Origin of the sequence: Pseudomonas syringae, assembly GCF_021606685.1 — a bacterium.
In the GTDB taxonomy this organism is placed as follows: domain Bacteria; phylum Pseudomonadota; class Gammaproteobacteria; order Pseudomonadales; family Pseudomonadaceae; genus Aquipseudomonas; species Aquipseudomonas syringae_R.
Genome location: NZ_WKCB01000027.1, coordinates 16,100 through 38,245 on the forward strand (window position 1 = coordinate 16,100; position 22,146 = coordinate 38,245).

The 22,146-nt window shown below is 59.5% G+C and carries 18 protein-coding genes and 1 pseudogene; 14 read left to right on the plus strand and 5 right to left on the minus strand.

Translation table 11 applies throughout. From position 1 onward, the window contains the following. Nucleotides 1-91: 91 nt before the first annotated feature. The 7 genes from GIW02_RS12815 to GIW02_RS12845 all read left to right on the plus strand — a co-directional run bounded on the left by GIW02_RS12815 (nt 92) and on the right by GIW02_RS12845 (nt 10,699). Nucleotides 92-2,923 carry a 2-oxoglutarate dehydrogenase E1 component gene (locus GIW02_RS12815; RefSeq protein ID WP_101268129.1) on the plus strand — a complete coding sequence of 944 codons (2,832 nt, stop codon included), beginning with the start codon at nt 92-94 and terminating at the stop codon, nt 2,921-2,923. A gap of 44 nt (nt 2,924-2,967) precedes the next feature. Beyond that, complete coding sequence (gene odhB / locus GIW02_RS12820; protein WP_236421888.1) at nt 2,968-4,194, plus strand: 2-oxoglutarate dehydrogenase complex dihydrolipoyllysine-residue succinyltransferase; 1,227 nt, start codon at nt 2,968-2,970, stop codon at nt 4,192-4,194. Between the two features lie 98 nt (nt 4,195-4,292). Then, nucleotides 4,293-5,729 carry a dihydrolipoyl dehydrogenase gene (gene lpdA / locus GIW02_RS12825; protein WP_116629678.1) on the plus strand — a complete coding sequence of 479 codons (1,437 nt, stop codon included), beginning with the start codon at nt 4,293-4,295 and terminating at the stop codon, nt 5,727-5,729. Nucleotides 5,730-5,933: 204 nt separating this feature from the next. Beyond that, on the plus strand, nt 5,934-7,100 hold the full coding sequence (gene sucC / locus GIW02_RS12830; protein WP_003233235.1) for an ADP-forming succinate--CoA ligase subunit beta: 1,167 nt from the start codon (nt 5,934-5,936) through the stop codon (nt 7,098-7,100). After that, nucleotides 7,100-7,981 (plus strand): succinate--CoA ligase subunit alpha, encoded by an 882-nt coding sequence (gene sucD, locus GIW02_RS12835; RefSeq protein WP_003172813.1) that lies wholly within the window; start codon nt 7,100-7,102, stop codon nt 7,979-7,981. The genes sucC and sucD overlap by 1 nt, the downstream gene beginning before the upstream one ends. A 432-nt stretch (nt 7,982-8,413) precedes the next feature. Next, on the plus strand, nt 8,414-9,727 hold the full coding sequence (gene brnQ / locus GIW02_RS12840) for a branched-chain amino acid transport system II carrier protein (RefSeq protein ID WP_236410961.1): 1,314 nt from the start codon (nt 8,414-8,416) through the stop codon (nt 9,725-9,727). Between the two features lie 234 nt (nt 9,728-9,961). Next, nucleotides 9,962-10,699, plus strand: coding sequence for a DUF599 family protein (locus GIW02_RS12845; RefSeq protein ID WP_236410960.1), 738 nt, complete (start codon nt 9,962-9,964; stop codon nt 10,697-10,699). A 90-nt stretch (nt 10,700-10,789) separates the two neighbouring features. Here GIW02_RS12845 and GIW02_RS12850 read toward each other — a convergent pair whose 3' ends face one another. Then, the gene (locus GIW02_RS12850; RefSeq protein WP_236410959.1) at nt 10,790-11,041 is read right to left on the minus strand and encodes a hypothetical protein; all 252 of its coding nucleotides are present in this window, start codon (nt 11,039-11,041) and stop codon (nt 10,790-10,792) included. Nucleotides 11,042-11,199: 158 nt separating this feature from the next. Between GIW02_RS12850 and GIW02_RS12855 the strand changes: the two genes are divergently transcribed. The 4 genes from GIW02_RS12855 (at nt 11,200) to GIW02_RS12870 (ending at nt 14,914) form a co-directional block, all read left to right on the plus strand. Continuing rightward, entirely contained in the window at nt 11,200-11,676 is a 477-nt protein-coding gene (locus GIW02_RS12855) for a PaaI family thioesterase (protein ID WP_236410958.1), read from the plus strand. Next, complete coding sequence (locus GIW02_RS12860; RefSeq protein ID WP_236410957.1) at nt 11,673-12,125, plus strand: PaaI family thioesterase; 453 nt, start codon at nt 11,673-11,675, stop codon at nt 12,123-12,125. The genes GIW02_RS12855 and GIW02_RS12860 overlap by 4 nt, the downstream gene beginning before the upstream one ends. A gap of 89 nt (nt 12,126-12,214) precedes the next feature. Next, nucleotides 12,215-14,119, plus strand: a complete 1,905-nt coding sequence (gene htpG / locus GIW02_RS12865; RefSeq protein WP_236410956.1) for a molecular chaperone HtpG — start codon at nt 12,215-12,217, stop codon at nt 14,117-14,119. Nucleotides 14,120-14,185: 66 nt separating this feature from the next. Then, a complete protein-coding gene (locus tag GIW02_RS12870) occupies nt 14,186-14,914 on the plus strand; it encodes a dienelactone hydrolase family protein (RefSeq protein WP_236410955.1) in 729 nt (242 codons plus the stop codon). Nucleotides 14,915-15,012: 98 nt separating this feature from the next. Here the strand turns inward: GIW02_RS12870 and GIW02_RS12875 are convergent, their stop codons facing one another. Beyond that, complete coding sequence (locus GIW02_RS12875; RefSeq protein ID WP_236410954.1) at nt 15,013-15,879, minus strand: pirin family protein; 867 nt, start codon at nt 15,877-15,879, stop codon at nt 15,013-15,015. Between the two features lie 63 nt (nt 15,880-15,942). After that, a complete protein-coding gene (locus tag GIW02_RS12880; protein ID WP_236410953.1) occupies nt 15,943-16,359 on the minus strand; it encodes an OsmC family protein in 417 nt (138 codons plus the stop codon). A 139-nt stretch (nt 16,360-16,498) separates the two neighbouring features. On the opposite strand from GIW02_RS12880, the gene GIW02_RS12885 reads away from it, so the two are divergent. The 3 genes and pseudogenes from GIW02_RS12885 (at nt 16,499) to GIW02_RS27285 (ending at nt 19,244) form a co-directional block, all read left to right on the plus strand. After that, nucleotides 16,499-17,521 (plus strand): amidohydrolase family protein, encoded by a 1,023-nt coding sequence (locus GIW02_RS12885; RefSeq protein WP_236410952.1) that lies wholly within the window; start codon nt 16,499-16,501, stop codon nt 17,519-17,521. Nucleotides 17,522-17,618: 97 nt separating this feature from the next. After that, nucleotides 17,619-18,389 (plus strand): annotated as a pseudogene (locus GIW02_RS27280) (MCP four helix bundle domain-containing protein); the annotation flags it as partial. Next, nucleotides 18,381-19,244, plus strand: a complete 864-nt coding sequence (locus GIW02_RS27285) for a methyl-accepting chemotaxis protein (protein WP_456361653.1) — start codon at nt 18,381-18,383, stop codon at nt 19,242-19,244. The pseudogene GIW02_RS27280 and the gene GIW02_RS27285, both read left to right, overlap by 9 nt. 1,114 nt (nt 19,245-20,358) lie before the next feature. On the opposite strand, the gene fabB is transcribed toward GIW02_RS27285, so the two are convergent. Together fabB and fabA are read right to left on the minus strand one after the other, a co-directional pair. Next, on the minus strand, nt 20,359-21,579 hold the full coding sequence (fabB, locus tag GIW02_RS12895; protein WP_017134470.1) for a beta-ketoacyl-ACP synthase I: 1,221 nt from the start codon (nt 21,577-21,579) through the stop codon (nt 20,359-20,361). Between the two features lie 11 nt (nt 21,580-21,590). Then, nucleotides 21,591-22,106 carry a 3-hydroxyacyl-[acyl-carrier-protein] dehydratase FabA gene (fabA, locus tag GIW02_RS12900; RefSeq protein ID WP_010211704.1) on the minus strand — a complete coding sequence of 172 codons (516 nt, stop codon included), beginning with the start codon at nt 22,104-22,106 and terminating at the stop codon, nt 21,591-21,593. Between the last annotated feature and the right edge of the window lie 40 nt (nt 22,107-22,146).

The window sequence follows — 22,146 nt, forward strand, 5'->3', positions numbered from 1 at the left end:
TAAGTGGCTTGTTTTGGTCGCTGCACTTGGCCTTTTGCAAGCAAACTCGGTGTTTTCGCCGGTGGTGTCCCCAAATCGAGGGTGACCAAGCATGCAAGAAAGCGTGATGCAGCGCATGTGGAACAGCGGCTATCTTTCAGGTGGTAACGCTGCCTATGTGGAAGAGCTTTATGAGCTCTACCTGCACGACCCTAACGCTGTGCCAGAAGAATGGCGCACCAAATTTCAGACGTTGTCTTCAGACGGCAACGCTGCCACCGATGTATCGCATGCAACAATTCGCGATCAGTTTGTGCTGCTGGCAAAGAACCAGCGCCGCGCCCAACCGGTTTCCGCCGGTAGCGTGAGCAGTGAGCACGAGAAGAAGCAAGTTGAAGTACTGCGACTGATCCAGGCCTACCGGATGCGTGGCCACCAGGCGGCCCAGCTTGACCCGCTGGGGCTCTGGCAGCGTCCTGCACCTGCTGACCTGTCGATCAATCATTACGGCTTGACCAATGCCGATCTTGATACGACCTTCCGTGCCGGCGACCTGTTCATCGGCAAAGAGGAAGCGAGCCTACGCGAAATTCACGAAGCGTTGCAGCAGACATATTGCCGCACCATCGGCGCTGAGTTCACGCACATCACCGATTCCGAGCAACGCCACTGGTTCCAGCATCGCCTGGAAGGCGTGCGCGGCCGCCCGGTGCTGTCCGCCGACGTGCGCAGCCATCTGCTCGAGCGCGTGACCGCTGCTGAAGGTCTCGAAAAATACCTGGGTACCAAATACCCGGGCACCAAGCGTTTTGGCCTGGAAGGCGGCGAAAGCCTGATTCCGATGCTTGACGAGCTGATCCAGCGTTCCGGTTCCTACGGCACCAAGGAAATCGTGATCGGCATGGCTCACCGTGGTCGCCTGAACGTGTTGGTCAACACCTTCGGCAAGAACCCGCGTGAGCTGTTCGACGAGTTCGAAGGCAAGAAGAAGGTCGAGCTGGGTTCCGGTGACGTTAAATACCACCAGGGCTTCTCGTCCAACGTAATGACCACCGGCGGTGAAGTTCACCTGGCCATGGCCTTCAACCCATCCCACCTGGAAATCGTTTCTCCAGTGGTCGAGGGTTCGGTTCGTGCTCGCCAGGATCGTCGTAACGACACCACCGGTGAGAAGGTTCTGCCGATTTCCATCCACGGTGACGCGGCATTCGCCGGTCAAGGCGTGGTCCTGGAAACGTTCCAGATGTCGCAGACTCGCGGCTTCAAGACCGGCGGTACGGTTCATATCGTCATCAACAACCAGGTCGGCTTCACCATCAGCAACCCGCTGGATGCGCGCTCTACCGAGTACGCGACCGACGTTGCCAAGATGATCCAGGCGCCGATCCTCCATGTGAATGGTGATGATCCGGAAGCTGTGTTGTTCGTGACCCAGTTGGCCATCGATTACCGCATGCAGTTCAAGCGTGACGTGGTCATCGACCTGGTTTGCTACCGCCGTCGCGGTCACAACGAAGCGGATGAGCCTAGCGGCACCCAGCCGTTGATGTACCAGCAGATCACCAAGCAGCGCACTACCCGTGAGCTGTACGCCGAAAGCCTGACCAAGGCCGGCGTGCTGGATGATGCGCGTGTTCAGGCGAAGATCGATGAATACCGCAACGCGCTGGACAACGGTCTGCATGTAGTAAAAAGCCTGGTTAAAGAGCCGAACAAAGAGTTGTTCGTGGACTGGCGCCCGTACCTGGGTCACGCCTGGACTGCACGTCACGACACTTCGTTCGACCTGAAAACCCTGCAGGAACTGTCTGCCAAGCTGCTGGAAATTCCAGAAGGCTTCGTGGTGCAGCGCCAGGTTGCGAAGATCTACGAAGACCGTCAGAAGATGCAAGCCGGCGGCCTGCCGATCAACTGGGGTTACGCCGAAACCATGGCGTACGCGACCCTGGCGTTCGAAGGTCACCCGATCCGCATGACCGGCCAGGACATCGGCCGTGGTACGTTCTCGCACCGTCATGCCGTGCTGCACAACCAGAAAGACGCGGGCACCTACATCCCGCTGCAGAACCTGTACGAAGGCCAACCACGTTTCGACTTGTACGATTCGTTCCTGTCCGAAGAAGCGGTACTGGCGTTCGAATATGGCTACTCGACCACCACGCCTAACGCGCTGGTGATCTGGGAAGCCCAGTTCGGCGACTTCGCCAACGGTGCCCAGGTGGTTATCGACCAGTTCATCACCAGCGGCGAGCACAAGTGGGGCCGTCTGTGCGGTCTGACCATGCTGCTGCCACACGGTTATGAAGGTCAGGGTCCGGAGCACTCCTCGGCCCGTCTGGAGCGTTACCTGCAGCTGTGCGCCGAGCACAACATTCAGGTGTGCGTGCCGACTACCCCGGCCCAGATCTACCACTTGCTGCGTCGCCAGGTGATCCGCCCGCTGCGCAAGCCGCTGGTAGTGCTGACCCCGAAATCGCTGTTGCGTCACAAATTGGCCATCTCGACCCTGGAAGATCTTGCCGACGGTTCGTTCCAGACCGTGATTCCAGAAATCGACACCCTGGACGCCGCCAAGGTCACGCGCCTGGTTCTGTGCAGCGGCAAGGTCTACTACGACTTGCTGGAAAAACGCCGTGCCGAAGGCCGCGAAGACATCGCCATCGTGCGTATCGAGCAGCTTTACCCGTTCCCGGAAGACGACCTGATGGAGGCCATCGCGCCTTACACCAACCTCACCAATGTGGTGTGGTGTCAGGAAGAACCGATGAACCAGGGCGCTTGGTACAGCAGCCAGCATCATTTGCGTCGCAGCATCGGCAATCACAACAAGGCCCTGGGCCTGGAGTACGCCGGTCGTGATGCTTCTGCTGCACCTGCGTGTGGTTATGCGTCGATGCACGCCGAGCAGCAGGAAAAACTGCTGCAAGATGCTTTCACTGTTTAACGCCTTCGCGCTGACTGAAACCGAATTTTAAGGACCCACAGATAATGGCTATCGAAATCAAAGCCCCGTCATTCCCGGAATCGGTTGCCGATGGCACCGTTGCCACCTGGCACAAGAAACCAGGCGACGCCGTAAAGCGTGACGACCTGATCGTCGACATCGAGACCGACAAAGTCGTTCTGGAAGTGTTGGCCGAAGCTGACGGCGTACTGGGCGCAATCGTTGCCGAAGAGGGCGCTACCGTCCTGTCGAACCAGGTACTGGGCTCGATCGAAGCAGGCGGCGCTGCTGCCGCTGCTCCAGCCGCCGCTGCTGCTGCTCCGGCTGCCGCACCTGCTGCTGCCGCGCCGGCTGCCGCTGGTGAAGACCCAATCGCTGCACCGGCTGCGCGTCAGCTGGCGGAAGAAAATGGCATCAACCTGGCTTCCATCAAAGGCACCGGCAAAGACGGCCGTGTGACCAAGGAAGACGTGGTAGCTGCCGTTGAAGCCAAGAAAAACGCTCCAGCCGCCGCACCTGCCAAGGCTGCTGCCCCGGCTGCCGCTGCGCCTGTGTTCGCCGCTGGCGACCGCACCGAGAAGCGCGTACCGATGACCCGCGTACGTGCCACCGTGGCCAAGCGCCTGGTTGAAGCTCAGTCGAACATGGCGATGTTGACCACGTTCAACGAAGTCGACATGACCGAAGTCATGGCCCTGCGTTCGAAGTACAAGGATCTGTTCGAGAAGTCCCACAACGGCGTACGCCTGGGCTTCATGTCGTTCTTCGTGAAAGCGGCCACCGAAGCGCTGAAACGCTTCCCGGCAGTCAACGCTTCCATCGACGGCGGCGACATCGTTTACCATGGCTATGCAGACGTCGGCGTTGCCGTGTCCAGCGACCGTGGCCTGGTGGTTCCGGTTCTGCGTAACGCCGAACTGATGAGCCTGGCTGAAATCGAAGGCGGCATCGCCGGCTTCGGCAAGAAAGCCCGTGACGGCAAGCTGACCATCGACGAGATGACCGGCGGTACCTTCACCATCACCAACGGTGGTACCTTCGGTTCGATGATGTCGACGCCGATCGTCAACCCGCCGCAAGCTGCGATCCTGGGCATGCACAACATCATCCAGCGTCCGATGGCCATCAACGGCCAAGTCGTGATCCGCCCGATGATGTACCTGGCGCTGTCGTACGATCACCGCCTGATCGATGGTAAAGAAGCCGTGACTTTCCTGGTGACCATCAAGAACCTGCTGGAAGACCCGGCTCGTCTGCTGCTGGATATCTGATAGAAGCAGCTGCAGGCTCCGGGCAAGCCGCCACATAGGGCGGCTTGACCTGGGGCTTGCGGCTTGAAAGCTTGCTGCTAAATAGAGGAACTATTTTCATGTCGCAGAAATTTGACGTTGTAGTGATTGGTGCAGGCCCTGGCGGTTACGTTGCCGCGATCAAGGCCGCACAACTGGGCCTCTCGACTGCTTGCATCGAAAAATACACCGACAAGGAAGGCAAACTGGCACTGGGCGGTACTTGCCTGAACGTTGGTTGCATTCCTTCCAAGGCGCTGCTGGACAGCTCCTGGAAATTCCACGAAGCCCAAGACGGCTTCGCGATCCACGGCATCAATCATGCTGGCGTGACCATGGACGTACCCGCAATGGTCGGCCGTAAAGCCAACATTGTTAAAGGCCTGACCTCCGGCGTTGCCACCTTGTTCAAGGCCAACGGCGTCACTTCCCTGCAAGGCCACGGCAAGCTGCTGGCCGGCAAGAAAGTTGAAATCACCAAGCCAGACGGCTCGGTTGAAGTCATCGAAGCCGAAAACGTGATCCTGGCACCAGGCTCGCGTCCAATCGACATTCCGCCTGCTCCAGTTGACCAGAACGTGATCGTCGATTCGACCGGCGCCCTGGAATTCCAATCGGTTCCAAAACGTCTGGGCGTGATCGGCGCTGGCGTGATCGGCCTGGAACTGGGTTCGGTCTGGTCCCGCCTGGGTTCTGAAGTGACTGTGCTGGAAGCCCTGGACACGTTCCTGCTGGCTGCCGACACCGCAGTGTCCAAAGAAGCGCTGAAAACCCTGACCAAACAAGGTCTGGATATCAAGCTGGGCGCGCGCGTTACCGGTTCCAAGGTCAACGGCGAAGAAGTCGTGGTGACCTACACCGATAAAGAAGGCGAGCAGACCATCACCTTCGACAAGCTGATCGTAGCCGTGGGTCGTCGTCCAGTGACCACCGACCTGCTGGCCTCCGACAGCGGCGTGAACATCGACGAGCGTGGTTTCATCCACGTTGACGATCACTGCGCTACCACCGTGCCTGGCGTGTACGCCATCGGCGACGTGGTACGCGGCATGATGCTGGCGCACAAGGCTTCCGAAGAAGGCATCATGGTTGTCGAGCGCATCAAGGGCCACAAAACCCAGATGAACTACGACCTGATCCCATCGGTTATCTACACCCACCCGGAAATTGCATGGGTCGGCAAGAACGAACAGCAGTTGAAAGCTGAAGGCGTTGAAGTTAACGTCGGCACCTTCCCGTTTGCCGCTTCTGGCCGTGCCATGGCAGCCAACGACACCGGTGGTTTTGTCAAAGTCATCGCTGATGCCAAGACTGACCGCGTATTGGGCGTCCACGTGATTGGCCCGAGCGCTGCAGAACTGGTTCAGCAGGGCGCGATCGGTATGGAATTCGGCACCAGTGCCGAGGACCTGGGCATGATGGTCTTCTCCCATCCGACCCTGTCCGAAGCGTTGCACGAAGCAGCGTTGGCAGTGAATGGCGGCGCCATCCACATCGCCAACCGCAAGAAGCGCTAAGCGAGATAATAAGAAACCACGGCGGAGTTGCCCGTCGTGAGCCTTGCGCGCAAGACTCACCGCGGAATATCCGCTGGACGCAGTCTTGCGCAGCTTTACGGGCGTTAAGCCCAGCAAGTTGCGCAAGCAGCAGTCACAGGTGGCGCGGCACTCATAATGAGCGCAGCGCCGAATGCGCAGTACCTAACGAAGACGGTAAAAAGCATGAATCTTCACGAGTATCAGGGTAAGCAGCTGTTCGCTGAATACGGCCTGCCAGTTTCCAAGGGCTACGCAGTAGACACCCCGGAAGCAGCAGCAGAAGCCTGCGACAAAATCGGTGGTACCGAGTGGGTTGTCAAAGCCCAGGTCCACGCGGGTGGTCGCGGTAAAGCGGGCGGCGTTAAGCTGGTTCGCAGCAAAGAAGACGCCAAGGCCTTCGCACAGCAGTGGCTGGGCAAGCGTCTGGTGACTTACCAGACTGATGCCAATGGCCAGCCAGTCACCAAGATCCTGGTTGAATCGTGCACTGATATCGCTAAAGAGCTGTACCTGGGCGCTGTCGTTGACCGTTCGAGCCGTCGCATCGTGTTCATGGCTTCCACCGAAGGTGGCGTGGACATCGAGAAGATCGCTCACGAAACCCCAGAAAAAATTCTGAAAGCCACTATCGATCCACTGGTTGGCGCTCAGCCATTCCAGGGTCGTGAGCTGGCTTTCCAGCTGGGCCTGGAAGGCAAGCAAGTTGCCCAGTTCGCCAAGATCTTCGTCGGTCTGGCCAAACTGTTCCAGGATCACGATCTGGCCCTGCTGGAAGTGAACCCGCTGGTGATCAAGGCTGACGGCGATCTGCATTGCCTCGATGCCAAGATCAACATCGACGCCAACGCCATGTACCGTCAGCCTAAGCTGAAGACTTTCCACGATCCGTCGCAAGACGATCCGCGCGAAGCGCACGCTGCCAAGTTCGAACTGAACTACGTAGCCCTGGAAGGTAACATCGGTTGCATGGTCAACGGTGCTGGCCTGGCCATGGGTACCATGGACATCGTCAACCTGCATGGCGGCAAACCAGCCAACTTCCTCGACGTGGGCGGTGGTGCTACCAAAGAACGCGTTACCGAAGCCTTCAAGATCATCCTGTCCGACTCCAACGTCGCTGCAGTACTGGTCAACATCTTCGGCGGCATCGTTCGTTGCGACATGATTGCCGAAGGCATCATCGGTGCAGTGAAAGAAGTTGGCGTTAAAATCCCGGTTGTTGTTCGCCTCGAAGGTAACAACGCTGAACTGGGCGCTAAAGTACTGGCAGAAAGCGGTTTGAACATCATCGCGGCTACCAGCCTGACCGACGCTGCTCAACAAGTTGTCAAAGCTGCGGAGGGCAAATAATGAGCGTCCTGATCAATAAAGACACCAAAGTTATCTGCCAGGGTATTACCGGTTCGCAAGGTAGTTTCCACACCCAGCAAGCCATCGAATACGGCACCAAGATGGTTGGCGGCGTAACTCCGGGCAAAGGCGGCACCGAGCACCTGGGTCTGCCAGTGTTCAACACCGTGAAAGACGCTGTAGCTGCCACTGGCGCCACCGCCAGCGTGATCTACGTTCCAGCTCCTTTCTGCAAGGATTCCATCCTGGAAGCAGCATTCGGCGGCATCAAGCTGATCGTTTGCATCACCGAAGGCATTCCTACCCTGGACATGCTGGACGCTAAAGTTAAGTGCGACGAGCTGGGCGTAGTCCTGATCGGCCCTAACTGCCCAGGCGTGATCACCCCAGGCGAATGCAAGATCGGCATCATGCCAGGTCACATTCACTTGCCAGGTAAAGTCGGTATCGTTTCCCGTTCCGGCACCCTGACCTACGAAGCTGTGAAGCAGACCACTGACGCCGGTTTCGGTCAGTCGACTTGCGTCGGCATCGGCGGTGACCCGATCCCAGGCTCCAACTTCATCGACATCCTGAAGCTGTTCCAGGAAGACCCTAAGACCGAAGCGATCGTCATGATCGGTGAGATCGGCGGTTCGGCTGAAGAAGAAGCGGCTGCCTACATCAAGGCACACGTGACCAAGCCGGTTGTTTCCTACATCGCTGGTGTGACTGCCCCTGCGGGCAAGCGCATGGGCCATGCTGGCGCAATCATCTCTGGCGGCAAAGGCACTGCAGACGAGAAATTCGCTGCGCTGCAAGACGCAGGTGTAAAAACCGTGCGTTCGCTGGCAGACATCGGCAAGGCCCTGGCCGAGCTGACCGGTTGGGCTGTCAAGTAAGCCTCGCGCTTAACTGACGCTTCACCACACAAAGGCCACCTTAGGGTGGCCTTTGTGCGTTCTGGGTTTGTTCATTTGTCAGGCATGTACTCGGTTCAATGTGGGAGGGGGCTTGCCCCCGATGGCGGTGTTTCAGTCAGAGATGTTTCAACTGACACTCCCTCATCGGGGGCAAGCCCCCTCCCACAGTTGCCTGTATTGTCAAAATTAAGTACGAAAACGCGACATTTGAATGTCGCTTATCGGACAGTCCGCCCCGCAACAGTGCGTTTGTCAGTCGATTTCTGTACTCTGGCCGCCTCTTTATGCGCCCCCATCCCAAAAGGAAGCTGCGCGCTAGACCGGTCGGCTCCCATAAGGGCCGGCAGTATTTCCCTCATCCACAGGGAACCCCTCTCTAAATTCCGATTCAGTAGTGTGGTATTTCCCGAAATGAAAGTGTTGAAAAGCCAGGACATCCTGGCGTTGGGCTTTATGACCTTTGCCCTGTTCGTGGGCGCCGGCAACATCATCTTCCCGCCTATCGTTGGTTTGCAGTCCGGGCCTCATGTCTGGATGGCGGCGCTGGGCTTTTTGATCACCGCGGTCGGTTTGCCGGTGGTCACCGTGGTTGCCCTGGCCAAGGTCGGCGGCGGTATGGATGCATTGAGCAGCCCGATCGGCAAGATCGCCGGTGGCCTGCTCGCGGCGGCGGCGTATCTGGCGGTAGGCCCGCTGTTCGCCACCCCGCGTACGGCGACCGTATCGTTCGAAGTCGGCCTGGCGCCGCTGACCGGCGAAAGTCCGCTGGCGCTGTTTCTTTACAGCTCGGTGTACTTCCTGGTGGTGTTCTTCGTGTCCCTGTACCCAGGTCGACTGCTGGACACCGTGGGTCGCTTCCTCGCGCCGCTGAAGATCATCGCCCTGGCCATCCTCGGCATCGCCGCGTTTGCCTTGCCGGCCGGTGATGTCGGTGTCGCCACCCCGGAATACGTGGCTGCGTCGTTCTCCCAGGGCTTTATCAATGGCTACCTGACCATGGATACCCTGGGCGCACTGGTGTTCGGCATTGTGATCGTCAACGCGATCCGCTCGCGTGGCGTCGAGTCACCCAAGCTGATCACCCGCTACGCGATCATCGCCGGGCTGATTGCCGGTGTGGGCCTGGCGCTGGTGTATGTCAGCCTGTTCCGCCTGGGTTCGGGCAGCCATGCAGTGGCTGCCGGTGCCGCCAATGGCGCTGCCGTTCTGCACGCGTACGTGCAGCACACCTTCGGTTCCCTGGGCAGCGGCTTCCTGGCGGTGCTGATTTCCCTGGCATGCCTGGTCACTGCGGTGGGCCTGACCTGCGCTTGCGCAGAGTACTTCAGCAAAATCCTGCCGCTGTCCTACAAGGCCCTGGTAGTGATCCTGGCGTTGTTTTCGCTGTTTGTGTCCAACCTGGGCCTGACCAAGCTGATTGCCTTCTCGATCCCGGTCCTCACTGCCATTTACCCGCCGTGCATCGTGCTGGTGGCCCTGAGCTTCTGCAAAGACTTCTGGCAGGAGCAGGGCCGCATCGTCGGCCCGGTGATGCTGGTGTCGTTCATCTTTGGCTGCATCGATGCGCTCAAGGGCGCTGGTCTGGCTGGCTGGATGCCGTCGCAGTTGGCGAACCTGCCATTGAGCGAGCAAGGCCTGGCATGGCTGGTGCCGTCGGTGATGACCCTGGTTGTGGCTGTGGTGATCGACCGTATGCTCGGCAAGCGTAGCGAAGCGATCGCTTAACCAGCGGTTTCGCGCAGTACCGAAATGCCCCGTATCAATCGATACGGGGCATTTTTTATGCTCGAGAGGCTACAACCTTCTAGAGTTGGAATGCTTTCTAATGTGGGAGGGGGCTTGCCCCCGATAGGGGTGGGTCAGCCAACAGATGCAGTGACTAGCAGTAAGCAATCGGGGGCAAGCCCCCTCCCACATTTTGACCGCGCCAGACATACACTCTTGTTTAAAAGGACCTACATGTCGTTTGTCGAAACCAATCAGATCCACCTGCTTGCCGCACTTTGGTTTGTCCTGTGCTGGGGCGGTTACACCCGTTATGCCACCTGGAAAGCCCGAGACACCGCGTGCCTGGCGAGCGTGCTGCACCTGTACCGCGAAGACTGGATGCGCCGCATGCTGCTGCGCGACAACCGTATCGCCGACGCCAGTGTGATCGGCAACCTGGAGCGCAACGCCTCGTTCTTCGCCTCCAGCACCTTGATCATCCTTGCGGGCATTCTCACGGTGCTCGGTGCCTCCGAGCGCGCAGTGTCGCTGCTGGCAGACATCCCCATGGTGCAGCAGGCCTCCCAGGGCATGTCGGAGATCAAGTTGCTGTGCCTGGCGCTGGTGTTTGTCTATGCGTTTTTCACGTTCAGCTGGTGCATGCGCCAGTACAACTTCGCCGCGGTGCTGGTGGGTTCGGCGCCGATGATCGGCGAGCGGCATGTGTCGGAACAGGAGCGCAAGGCGTTTGCCCTGCGTGCCGCGCGGGTCATCTCGATGGCCGCCAACCAATTCAACTTTGGCCTGCGCGCTTATTATTTCGGCATGACCATGCTGGCGTGGTTTGTCAGCCCCTGGTTGTTCATGTTGATGAGCAGCGGGGTGGTGTTGGTGCTGTATCGCCGCGAGTTTCATTCCGACGTACTGCACGTGATGGTGTATACGCCGACCGATACACCTCTGCCGGAGCCTGTTAAAGAAGCGGCTTAATTAACCCTTCGAATAAAAACGCCGGACAAAGAAAAGCCCGCTATTTAAGCGGGCTCTCTTTTTACAGCCAGGCTATTTCATGCCGCGGTATCAGGAACCGGTGGCAGGGGTAGCAGGTGCTGCTTCTTTTGCGGCGGCGGCGTTCGATTCAGCCTGAGCTTTGGCAGCATCGGCGTTTTCTTTCGCAGCGTCGTTCACTTTATCCTGAGCCTTCGCCATATCTTTCTGAGCTTGCTCAGAGTGCGCGGCGGCGTCTTGGGCTTTGTCTTCGGATTTTTTATCGCAGGCAGCGAGACCGAGGGCAGCGGCCAACATCATGGAAACAGCTAAAGTTTTGCGCATGGGGTGTTTCTCCTTATTGAAGATATCTACTGGCCTTTCGAGCGTGGGCGTTCAGCATTAGTTCCTTTTCTTCTACAGATATATAAACCACGCCTCTCGAGGAACTTTCGCCCACGCTGCCCACTCCGCCGATCACCATTAATAAGAGTCTGGACTTAATGACTGAAACCCTTCTTTTAGAGCGTGCGACACGTTTTGTTTCAGCTTTGCGCCATTGTCAGGTCTTGGGGATTAACGTACATGACGCCAGCGAGGAGGGCATCACGCTGGTCCTGCCCTATGCCGCGCATCTGGTCGGCGATCCCATTACCGGCGTGATCCACGGCGGGGCATTGACCTCCCTGATGGACACCGCCTGCGGCATGGCCACGTTGTGCGTATTGCCGGAGTTCGAGGTGTGCCCGACCCTGGACCTGCGCATCGACTACATGCATCCGGCTGCGCCGCACACACCCGTGTATGGCTTTGCGCAGTGCTACCGCGTGACCACCGACGTGATTTTCACGCGCGGCTTCGCTTATCAGGATGACCGCCAGCAGCCCATCGCCCATGTCGTCGGCACGTTCATGCGCATGGGCAAACGCATCAAGGGCGCGCACGGGTTGGGCAACGCCATCAAGGGAGAGCAGGCATGAAACACCGATTCAAGACCCGCCTGGAGCAGGCCCATGAACGCGGCAACTACGAGGCCCTGCTGGACCTGGTCCCCTACGCCAAACTGATCGGCATCGAATGCACACGTTTGGGGGATGAGCTGCTGTTTCGCCTGCCGGCCAACAAGGACAACATTGGTAACCCCATATTGCCCGCGCTGCATGGCGGCGTGATTGCTGGCTTTATGGAACTGTCGGCGGCGCTGCACTTGCTGGTGTTCACCGGTGCGCCGGGCATCCCGAAAATCATCGATTTTTCCCTGGATTACCTGCGCGCCGGCCAGTTTCGCGACACTTACGCTACCTGCCAGGTGTGGCGCCAGGGCCGACGCGTGGCGAATGTGGCGATCACCGCATGGCAAAGCACGGCGGCGGAGCCGATTGCCACCGCCCGCGCGCATTTCAAGATCGAGGAAGCAACCCGCCCTTGAAATCCTGGTCTTAGCCCCCAACTTTGATGACAACCCGCCGCCAACCCTCAAGGGTGCGGCCACTGCCATCCAATTGGAGTTTGATGACCATGAGTGTGGAAACTCAAAAGGAAACCCTGGGCTTCCAGACCGAGGTGAAGCAACTGCTGCACCTCATGATCCATTCGCTGTATTCCAACAAGGAAATCTTCCTTCGCGAATTGATCTCGAACGCCTCTGACGCTGTCGACAAATTACGTTTCGAAGCCCTGTCCAAGCCTGAGTTGCTGGAAGGTGGCGCCGAGCTGAAAATCCGTGTGAGCTTCGACAAAGACGCCAAGACCGTCACCCTCGAAGACAACGGTATCGGCATGAGCCGCGAGGATGCGATCACCCACCTGGGGACCATCGCCAAATCCGGCACTGCCGACTTCATGAAGAACCTCTCGGGCGATCAGAAGAAAGATTCGCACCTGATCGGCCAATTCGGCGTGGGCTTCTACTCAGCCTTCATCGTGGCCGACAAGGTTGAAGTGTTCAGCCGCCGCGCCGGCCTTGACGCCAGCGAAGGCGTGCACTGGTCCTCCAAAGGTGAGGGCGAATTCGAAATCGCCACCGTCGACAAGGCTGACCGTGGCACGCGCATCGTGCTGCACCTGAAATCCGCTGAAGATGAATTCGCCGACGGTTACCGCCTGCGCAACATCATCAAGAAGTACTCCGACCATATCGCGCTGCCGATCGAGTTGCCGAAGGAACAAGCGGCTGTCGAAGGTGAAGACGCACCTGCCCAGGAATGGGAAGTGGTCAACCGTGCCAGCGCCCTGTGGACCCGTCCTCGCACTGAAGTGAAGGATGAGGAATACCAGGAGTTCTACAAGCACATCGCCCATGACTACGAAAACCCGCTGAGCTGGAGCCATAACAAGGTCGAAGGCAAGCTGGAATACAGCTCGCTGCTCTACGTGCCGGCCCGTGCTCCGTTCGACCTGTACCAGCGCGAGGCGCCCAAAGGCCTCAAGCTCTACGTACAGCGCGTGTTCGTGATGGACCAGGCGGAATCTTTCCTGCCGCTGTACCTGCGCTTCATCAAAGGCGTGGTCGACTCCAATGACCTGTCGCTGAACGTGTCGCGGGAAATCCTGCAGAAAGACCCGATCATCGACTCCATGAAGTCGGCGCTGACCAAGCGTGTGCTCGACATGCTGGAAAAACTGGCGAAGAACGAGCCTGAGCAGTACAAGGGCTTCTGGAAAAACTTCGGCCAGGTCATGAAAGAAGGCCCGGCGGAAGACTTCGCCAACAAGGAAAAAATCGCCGGTCTGCTGCGTTTTGCCTCCACCCAGGGCGAGGACGGCGAGCAGGTTGTGGCGCTGGCCGAGTACCTGGCACGCGCCAAGGAAGGTCAGGACAAGATCTACTACCTGACCGGCGAAACCTACGCCCAGGTCAAGAACAGCCCGCACCTGGAGGTCTTCCGCAAGAAAGGCATCGAAGTGCTGCTGCTGACCGACCGCATCGATGAGTGGCTGATGAGCTACCTCAGCGAGTTCGACGGCAAAACCTTCCTCGACGTCGCCCGTGGTGACCTGGACCTGGGTAACCTGGACTCCGAGGAAGAGAAGAAAGAAGCCGAAGAAGTCGCCAAGGCCAAAGAAGGCCTGGTTGAGCGGATCAAGACTGCCCTGGGCGAGGCTGTCAGCGAAGTGCGGGTTTCCCACCGTCTGACCGATTCCCCGGCAATCCTGGCCATCGGCGAACAGGACCTGGGCATGCAGATGCGTCAGATCCTCGAAGCCAGCGGCCAGAAGGTTCCGGATTCCAAGCCGATCTTCGAATTCAACCCGGCTCACCCGCTGATCGAGAAACTCGACGGCGAGCAGAGCGAAGAGCGTTTTGGCGACCTGTCGCACATCCTCTTCGACCAGGCGGCCCTGGCCGCCGGCGACAGCCTGAAAGACCCGGCCGCTTACGTGCGCCGACTGAACAAGCTGTTGGTGGAACTGTCGGTTTAACACCGTTGTAGAAAAACCCGCTTCGGCGGGTTTTTTCGTTTTACTGCACCTCAACTGGAGTAAATGATGAGCCAAGTCACTGTGCGTTCCGTGGTCTATCAGATTGATGGCCAGTCGTATGAGAGCCGTCTGGCGTTCGATGCCAGCCACAAGAGCCCGTTGCCGGGCCTGCTGATGGCGCCGAACTGGATGGGTGTGAGTGCCGGCGCTGAAGAAATCGCCAAGTCCGTTGCCGCCAAGGGTTATGTGGTACTGATCGCCGACCTGTACGGGCAGACCGTGCGCCCGTCGAACGGCGACGAAGCCGGCGCGGCAATGATGCCGTTGAAGAATGACCGCGCGCTGCTGAACAAGCGCATGCAGGCGGCGTTCGAACAGTTACAGGGTCAGACCGAGGCGGCGGTGGACACCTCGAAACTGGCGACCTTTGGTTTCTGCTTCGGTGGTTGCTGCTCCCTGGAGCTGGCGCGTACCGGTGCACCGTTGAAAGCTGCGGTGTCCTTCCACGGCACCCTCGATACGCCGAACCCGGCGGACGCGAAGAACATCAAGGGCTCTGTGCTGGTACTGCACGGCGCCTCGGACCCATTGGTGCCGAAAGAGCAATTGCCGGCCTTTGAAGATGAAATGAATGCGGCCGGTGTGGACTGGCAACTGCTGAGCTACGGCGGCGCAGTGCATTCCTTCACCGACCCGCATGCGAATGTGCCGGGCAAGATGATGTACGACGCGAAGACTGCTGCGCGCGCCTTCAAGTCGATGCATGACTTGCTGGATGAAGTGTTCAAGGGCTGATTCTTTAGCGCCTGTTCCGGCCCTATCGGGGGCAAGCCCCTCCCACATTTTGAATCTATTCAAAAATCAAAGTGTGGGAGGGGGCTTGCCTACGATGACTACCTCACTGGCAATTCAATTCTTTCAGTTTCACCCGGCACGGTCGGCCACTCCCCAGCCGCCCAACGCCGCCGAGCCTCGTCGATCTTCAACGGATCACTCGCGACAAAATTCCAGTTGATCCGCCGCGGCCCATCCAGCGCCGCGCCGCCCAATACCACGACGTGGCAGTCCGTTTCAGCAAATAGCGTCATCTCTTGTCCAACCGGCAATACCACCAGGCTATGCACCTCCAGTGGTTCGCCGTCCAACTGCGCCTCACCCTCCAGCACATACACCGCGCGTTCCTCGTGCTCATCCGGGATCAGCAGGGTCGTGGCCGCTTGCATCTGCACCTCGGCATACAGCGTGGGTGACAGCACCGGCACGGGGGATTTGAGGCAGAACCCGTCGCCGGCGATCAGGCGAATTCGCACACCCAGGTTGTCACTCACCGGCAGGCTCGCCGCCGGGTGATGGCTGTAATGCCCCGGGCCCTCTTCATGGTCCCTCGGCGACGCCAGCCACACTTGCAGCCCATGCAGGTTGAAGCCACTGGCCTTGAGTGGTTCGGGGGTACGCTCGACGTGGGCAATCGCGCTGCCGGCGGTCATCCAGCTCACATCGCCGGCGTGCACCACCTGGTCCGAGCCCAGGCTGTCCTTGTGCTGCAATGCACCCTCGAACAGGTAGGTGAGGGTGGACAGGCCAATATGCGGATGCTGACGGATATTCATGCCGCTGCCGGGCGCGTAGCGGGTGGGCAGCATATGGTCGAAAAACACAAAAGGCCCGACGCTGCGGCATTCGCGCGAGGGCAGTGGGCGCAGGATCGGCTGGCCTTCGACGTCTTCAGGGCGAGGGCGGATCACGGTGAGGGTGGTCATGGTGCGTCCCAGTCTGAGCGGGTTGGATGGGTTGAGCATAACCCGCCCGACGGGAGCTTGCCGCTATTGGCTGAAGGCGCCTTCCGACAGCTGGGTGTCGATACTGATCTCGGCGGTGGTCATCAGCTTGTGCACCGGGCAGCGGTCAGCCACGCGGTGCAGTTCGTCGCGTTGTTCGTCGGTGAGTACGCCCTTGAGCGTCAGCTTGACGTTGAGTGTGTATTTGCCCTTTTGCTCCTCGGCGGCGTCGTGGGTGACTTCGACGGTTACGCCGGTGAGCGGGATGTCTTTTTTCTGTGCATACAACTTGACGGTCAGGGCCTTGCACGATGCCAGCGCAGCGTCGAAGTAATCGTGCGGGGAGGGCGCCGAATCATCACCGCCCAGGCTTTTGGGCAGGTCGGTGAACAACTCATGGTTGTTGATGTTGACGCTATGACGAAAGTTGTCCTGGTTCAGGGTATTTACGGTAACAGGCATGGCAAACCTCACAGGTTGGCAGGATGAAGGTCATGCAGTTATAGAGCATGCGGGCACGTGGGTGTTCCGCGTTTTTCGAAGGTGAACCGCTTTGCAGCCCGGGCGGTCTACCGGTATTGAGCCCTAGTGAGGATATACCGTGCCCTGGACCCGCCTGAGTGTTGCCCTGTTGCTCGCCGCCGGCAGCCTTGCCGCGCAGGCCCGCGACTATGCCTACAGCGACGCACACCTGCATTACGTGGATTTTTTCCAGGAAACCGCGGGCATGCAGAAATTGCTCCAGGCCATGACCGACAATCGCATTGAGCACGTGATGATTTCCGGCGTTCCCGTCGCCAAGAAGTGGCACGAAGACGAACCCAAGCGCCCGCGCTATTACGCCGGCGACGATGCCGACGCCTATTGGTACAGCGCCACCGACGTCATCGTTGCGGCAGCCGTGAACAGCCTCACATCCGAACAGCGCCAGCACTTTCACCCGTTTCTGTCCGGCTTCAACCCCAATGACAAGAACTCCGCGGCCCACATCCAGCGCATGCTCGACCTCAACCCCGGGCTGTGGCAGGGCATCGGCGAAGTGTTCACCCGCCACGACGACCTGACGGCCCTGACGGCGGGCGACACCCCGCGTGCCAACAACGAAGCCATGACACGCATCTACCATCTGGCCGCCGAAAACGACTTGCCGGTGATGCTGCATTCCAATATCACCTCCAAGCGTGAGCGCAACCCGCTGTACCTGGCTGAAGTGGAAGAGCCGCTGCGCAACCATCCGCACACCCGCTTCATCTGGGCCCATGCCGGCACCAGCAAGGAGATCCACCGCCATCAGGTGCAGATGGACTTTTTGCTGCCGACGTTGAATCGCATGCTCGAGGCCTACCCCAACCTGTACATCGACCTGTCCTGGAGCGTGCTCACGCCTTACTTGCTGGATGGGGCGGGCAAGCCCCGGCCCGAGTGGGTAGCGCTGGTGGAGCGCTTCCCGGAGCGCTTTATGCTCGGTTCGGACGTTGTAGGGCACTTCACCAAGTTGGGTAAGGAGATGCGCCGCTTTGAGCCCTTCCTCGACGCATTGCCCGAGGGCGTGGCCCGTCAGGTTGCGCGGGACAACTTCTTGGCGATCTTGCCCAAGGCGCCTCGCGATTTGGACGCGCGTTGATATCGCGTTTTGGTCTTACGCAAATCGGTTAGCGCGCCGATAGCTTTCAAGAGCCATGCTGCAGGTGGATGCAGCGCTTTTGGAAGGAATCCAGGGAATGAGTATCCGTAGTTTGAATATCGCCCCGCGCGCTGGCCTGGGCTTTGGGGTGCTGGCGTTGATGGTGTTTGCCCTGGGCGGCTTTGCCCTGCTGCAGATGGCCAATATGCGCCAGCAGTCGGATCAGGTTGAAAGCAACTGGTTGCCCAGCGTGATGGCGGTGGGGGAGATGAGCCAGGACCTGCTACGGGTGCGCGCGCTGACCTTGCGCCTGTTGCTCAACCGCGATCCCCAGGCGCTGACACAGAACGAGCAGAAGCTCAGCGATCTGAAAAACGGCCTGCACCACGCGCAAAACCTGTACGAGGCGCTGATCGTGCTGCCCGAGGAACGCACGCTGTTTGATCGCTTCAAGGCCCAGGAAACGCAGTACCTGCAACGCCAGGAACAGGTCCTGGGGTTTTCCAGGGCCAATCAGCTGGATGACGCCATCCGGGTGGTCAACGGTGAGATGAATCAACTGGCCGATGAAATGGCCACCACCCTGCGCGCGCTGGTCACCCTCAACAAAGCCAATGCCAATCAGGCGGCGAACCTGGCGCAGCGGGTGTTCAGCGAGTCGCGCAGTTGGGTGGTCGGCATGATTGTGCTCACCGCGCTGATCACCATCGGGCTGGCAGTGTGGCTGACCCGCAGTATCGTGTTACCGCTGGCCCAATCGCTGAAAGTAGCCCAGGGCGTCGCCAGTGGCGATCTGACCGGAGAGATCAGCGTCACCGGCAGCGATGAGCCGGCGCGCTTGCAGCAGGCGCTCAAGGGCATGCAGGAGAACCTGCGGGACACCATTCGGCGTATCTCTGAGTCCTCGAACCAATTGGCCTCAGCCTCCGAAGAACTCAGTTGTGTGACCGAGGACGCCACCCGGGGCCTGCATCAGCAAAACCAGGAGATCGAACAGGCCGCCACGGCGGTCAACCAGATGACGGCGGCGGTGGAGGAGGTGGCGAGCAACGCCGTGGCCACGTCCCAGGCGTCCCGGGAGTCTGACCGCATTGCCCAGCAAGGGCGTGAGCAAGTGCAGCAGACGGTGGTGTCGATTGAGGCGCTGGCCACCGATGTGACCGACAACGTTACCCAGGTCGAGGACCTGGCGCAGAAGGTCTATGGCATCAGCAAAGTGCTGGACGTGATCCGCGCGATTGCCGAGCAGACCAACTTGCTGGCGCTGAATGCCGCCATCGAAGCGGCACGTGCGGGGGATGCCGGGCGCGGGTTTGCGGTGGTAGCTGATGAGGTGCGGGCGTTGGCCCATCGTACGCAGCAGTCGACCCGGGAAATCGAGCAGATGATCAGTGGGATTCAGCAGGGTACGGATCAGGCGGTCAGTTCGATGCAGCAGAGCAATACGCGGGCGCGGTCTACGCTGGATATCGCCAAGTCGGCGGGGGTTGCGTTGGAGGAGATTGCTTCGGCGTTTACCTTGATCAACGAGCGTAATCTGGTGATTGCCAGTGCTTCGGAGCAGCAGGCTGCGGTGGCGCGGGAGGTGGATCGGAATTTGGTTAATATTCGGGATTTGGCGCATCAGACGTCTGCCGGGGCGAATCAGACGAGTGCGGCGAGTCAGGAGTTGTCGCGGTTGGCGGTGGATTTGAATTCGATGGTGGCGCGGTTTTCGGTTTAGGTTGGGTGTATATCCGTTTTTTGGGTGATGGCGGCTTATGGTTCCGCTCTTACAGCGGGTCACTTTTGAAAAGCGCAAAAGTAACCAAAACGCTCTTGCCCCAACACTCGGCACCTCGCCTGGGCTCGGTGTGCCCTCACTCCGGCTTGAATCCGTGGGTCGCCGCGATGGGCCACCCCTGGCCCAGCGCGGCTAACCCGGCGTCCTGCCGGGTTACCCACGGATTCAAGCCTGCGTTCGGCCAGCGTGTTTTTATGGGGCGCCTAAGATCAAGATCACGATCAAAAGCCTCAGATCAAAAGATCGCTGACTTCGTCAGCGGTAAGGATGTAAGGGCCAGATCAAAAACAAAGCCAAGCGAGGCGGCCTGACAGCCGGCCTGATCGTTGAAGCCTTACTCGGTCAAATGTGGGAGCTGGCTTGCCTGCGAAGGCATCAACTGGATTTGCCTGATATACCGAGTTGCCCGCATCGCAGGCAAGCCAGCTCCCACAAAAGCAAAAAAACCAGATCAAAAACACAGCGAGGCGGCCTGGCAGCCGGTCTGATCCTCGAAGCCTCACTCGGTTCAAATGTGGGAGGGGGCTTGCTCCCGATAGCAGTGTGTCAGCCAATGCATCTGTGACTGCCCCCTGCCATCGGGAGCAAGCCCCCTCCCACATTTTGACCGCAATCAACAGGCGCAACTCCGGTCAGATCTAACGCCGCCAAGCCAGCCCACAACCCGCGCTTTTGCTCTACACCACTCAGGTCGGCTGTCAGGCCGCCGTGCTTTTGATCTTAGGCGCCCCATTAACCACGCTGGCCGCACGCGGGCTTGAATCCGTGGGTAACCCGGCAGGACGCCGGGTTAGCCGCGCTGGGCCAAGGATGGCCCATCGCGGCGGCCCACGGATTCAAGGCTGCGGGCGGGCACACCGAAGCGTGAGCGAGGTGCCGAGTGGTGGGGCAAGAGCCTTTTGGTTACTTTTGGGCTCTTTTCAAAAGTGACCCGCTGTAAGAGCGGAACCATAAGCCGCCATCACCCAAACAACGGATATGCACCCGCCCAACTCCACCCCAAAAAAAAGCCCCGAACCAGTCGGGGCTTTTTCACATGATCAACCTACAGGCCTTACTTACCCTGCCAGCGTTTCAGCACCAGGGTGGCGTTAGTGCCACCAAAGCCGAAGCTGTTGCTCATCACCGTATCGATCTTGGCATTCTCAACGGTCTTGGTCAGGATCGGCATATCAGCCACCACCGGATCAATCTCGTCGATGTTGGCCGAACCCGCCATGAAGTTGCCTTCCATCATCAGCAAGCAGTAGATCGCTTCGTGAACGCCGGCGGCGCCCAGGGAGTGACCCGACAAGCTCTTGGTGGAGCTGATGGCCGGTGCCTTGTCGCCGAATACCGCACGCACACCTTCCATTTCCTTGGCGTCGCCGACCGGAGTCGAAGTGCCGTGGGTGTTCAGGTAGTCGATTGGAGTATCTACAGTGGACATAGCCATCTGCATGCAACGGATCGCGCCTTCGCCGCTTGGGGCAACCATGTCGTAGCCGTCGGACGTTGCGCCGTAGCCAACGATTTCCGCGTAGATCTTGGCGCCACGGGCCAGAGCGTGTTCCAGCTCCTCGACCACCACCATGCCGCCACCGCCGGCGATGACGAAACCGTCACGCTTGGCGTCGTAGGCGCGGGAGGCCTTTTCCGGGGTTTCGTTGTATTGGGTGGACAGCGCGCCCATGGCGTCGAACAGGAACGACTGGCTCCAATGTTCTTCTTCACCGCCGCCGGCGAACACGATGTCCTGCTTGCCCAGCTGGATCTGCTCAACGGCCGTACCGATGCAGTGAGCACTGGTGGCGCACGCGGAGGAGATCGAGTAGTTCACGCCCTTGATCTGGAACGGCGTGGCCAGGCAGGCCGAAACGGTGCTGCCCATGGTGCGCGTTACACGGTACGGGCCAACGCGCTTCACGCCTTTTTCGCGCAGGATGTCCAGCGCTTCCATCTGGTTCAGGGTGGATGCGCCGCCGGAACCTGCGATCAGGCCGGTGCGCACGTTCGATACCTGGTCTTCGCTCAGGCCGGAGTCGGCGATTGCGTCTTTCATGGCCAGGTAGGCGTAGGCGGCAGCGTGGCCGACGAAGCGATAGATCTTGCGATCGATCAGTTCTTCGAGGGGCAGGTCGATGGAGCCGGAAACCTGGCTACGCAGACCCATTTCGGCATATTCCGGGTTGAAGCGGATGCCAGGGCGACTTGCACGCAGGTTAGCGGTGACGGTCTCTTTGTCATTGCCCAGGCACGAAACGATGCCCAGACCAGTGATAACGACGCGGCGCATGCGGATAACCCTTAAAAGTTGTCAGTGGAAGTGAACACGCCGACGCGAAGGCCTTCGGCGGTGTAGATCTCGCGACCGTCGACGCTCACCGAACCATCGGCAATGGCCAGGTTCAGCTTGCCCTTGAGGACGCGCTTGATCTGAATGTTGTAGGTGACTTTCTTGGCGGTCGGCAGGACCTGGCCAAAGAACTTCACCTCGCCCGAACCCAGGGCGCGACCGCGGCCCGGCAGGCCTTGCCAGCCGAGGAAGAAACCGACCAGCTGCCACATGGCGTCGAGGCCCAGGCAGCCCGGCATGACAGGGTCGCCTTCGAAATGGCAGGCGAAGAACCACAGGTCCGGGGTGATATCCAGCTCGGCGACCAATTCACCTTTGCCGTACTTGCCACCCTCTTCGCTGATATGGGTGATGCGATCCACCATCAGCATGTTCGGGGCGGGCAGTTGCGCGTTACCTGGGCCGAACAGCTCACCGCGACTGCAGCGCAGCAGGTCTTCCCGAGTAAAGGCGTTTTGTTTGGTCATGCGAGCTCCTCAATAATCCCATGCGGCAGGGTAGGGCAAA

Coding starts and splice junctions, on each gene's coding strand:
- lpdA (WP_116629678.1), top strand. CDS start 4,293: ATGTCGCAGAAATTTGACGTTGTAGTGATTGGTGCAGGCCCTGGCGGT.
- htpG (WP_236410956.1), top strand. CDS start 12,215: ATGAGTGTGGAAACTCAAAAGGAAACCCTGGGCTTCCAGACCGAGGTG.
- GIW02_RS12870 (WP_236410955.1), top strand. CDS start 14,186: ATGAGCCAAGTCACTGTGCGTTCCGTGGTCTATCAGATTGATGGCCAG.
- GIW02_RS12875 (WP_236410954.1), bottom strand. CDS start 15,879: ATGACCACCCTCACCGTGATCCGCCCTCGCCCTGAAGACGTCGAAGGC.
- GIW02_RS12855 (WP_236410958.1), top strand. CDS start 11,200: ATGACTGAAACCCTTCTTTTAGAGCGTGCGACACGTTTTGTTTCAGCT.
- brnQ (WP_236410961.1), top strand. CDS start 8,414: ATGAAAGTGTTGAAAAGCCAGGACATCCTGGCGTTGGGCTTTATGACC.
- sucD (WP_003172813.1), top strand. CDS start 7,100: ATGAGCGTCCTGATCAATAAAGACACCAAAGTTATCTGCCAGGGTATT.
- odhB (WP_236421888.1), top strand. CDS start 2,968: ATGGCTATCGAAATCAAAGCCCCGTCATTCCCGGAATCGGTTGCCGAT.
- sucC (WP_003233235.1), top strand. CDS start 5,934: ATGAATCTTCACGAGTATCAGGGTAAGCAGCTGTTCGCTGAATACGGC.
- fabB (WP_017134470.1), bottom strand. CDS start 21,579: ATGCGCCGCGTCGTTATCACTGGTCTGGGCATCGTTTCGTGCCTGGGC.
- GIW02_RS12850 (WP_236410959.1), bottom strand. CDS start 11,041: ATGCGCAAAACTTTAGCTGTTTCCATGATGTTGGCCGCTGCCCTCGGT.
- GIW02_RS12845 (WP_236410960.1), top strand. CDS start 9,962: ATGTCGTTTGTCGAAACCAATCAGATCCACCTGCTTGCCGCACTTTGG.
- GIW02_RS27285 (WP_456361653.1), top strand. CDS start 18,381: ATGCAGGAGAACCTGCGGGACACCATTCGGCGTATCTCTGAGTCCTCG.
- GIW02_RS12880 (WP_236410953.1), bottom strand. CDS start 16,359: ATGCCTGTTACCGTAAATACCCTGAACCAGGACAACTTTCGTCATAGC.
- GIW02_RS12815 (WP_101268129.1), top strand. CDS start 92: ATGCAAGAAAGCGTGATGCAGCGCATGTGGAACAGCGGCTATCTTTCA.
- GIW02_RS12860 (WP_236410957.1), top strand. CDS start 11,673: ATGAAACACCGATTCAAGACCCGCCTGGAGCAGGCCCATGAACGCGGC.
- fabA (WP_010211704.1), bottom strand. CDS start 22,106: ATGACCAAACAAAACGCCTTTACTCGGGAAGACCTGCTGCGCTGCAGT.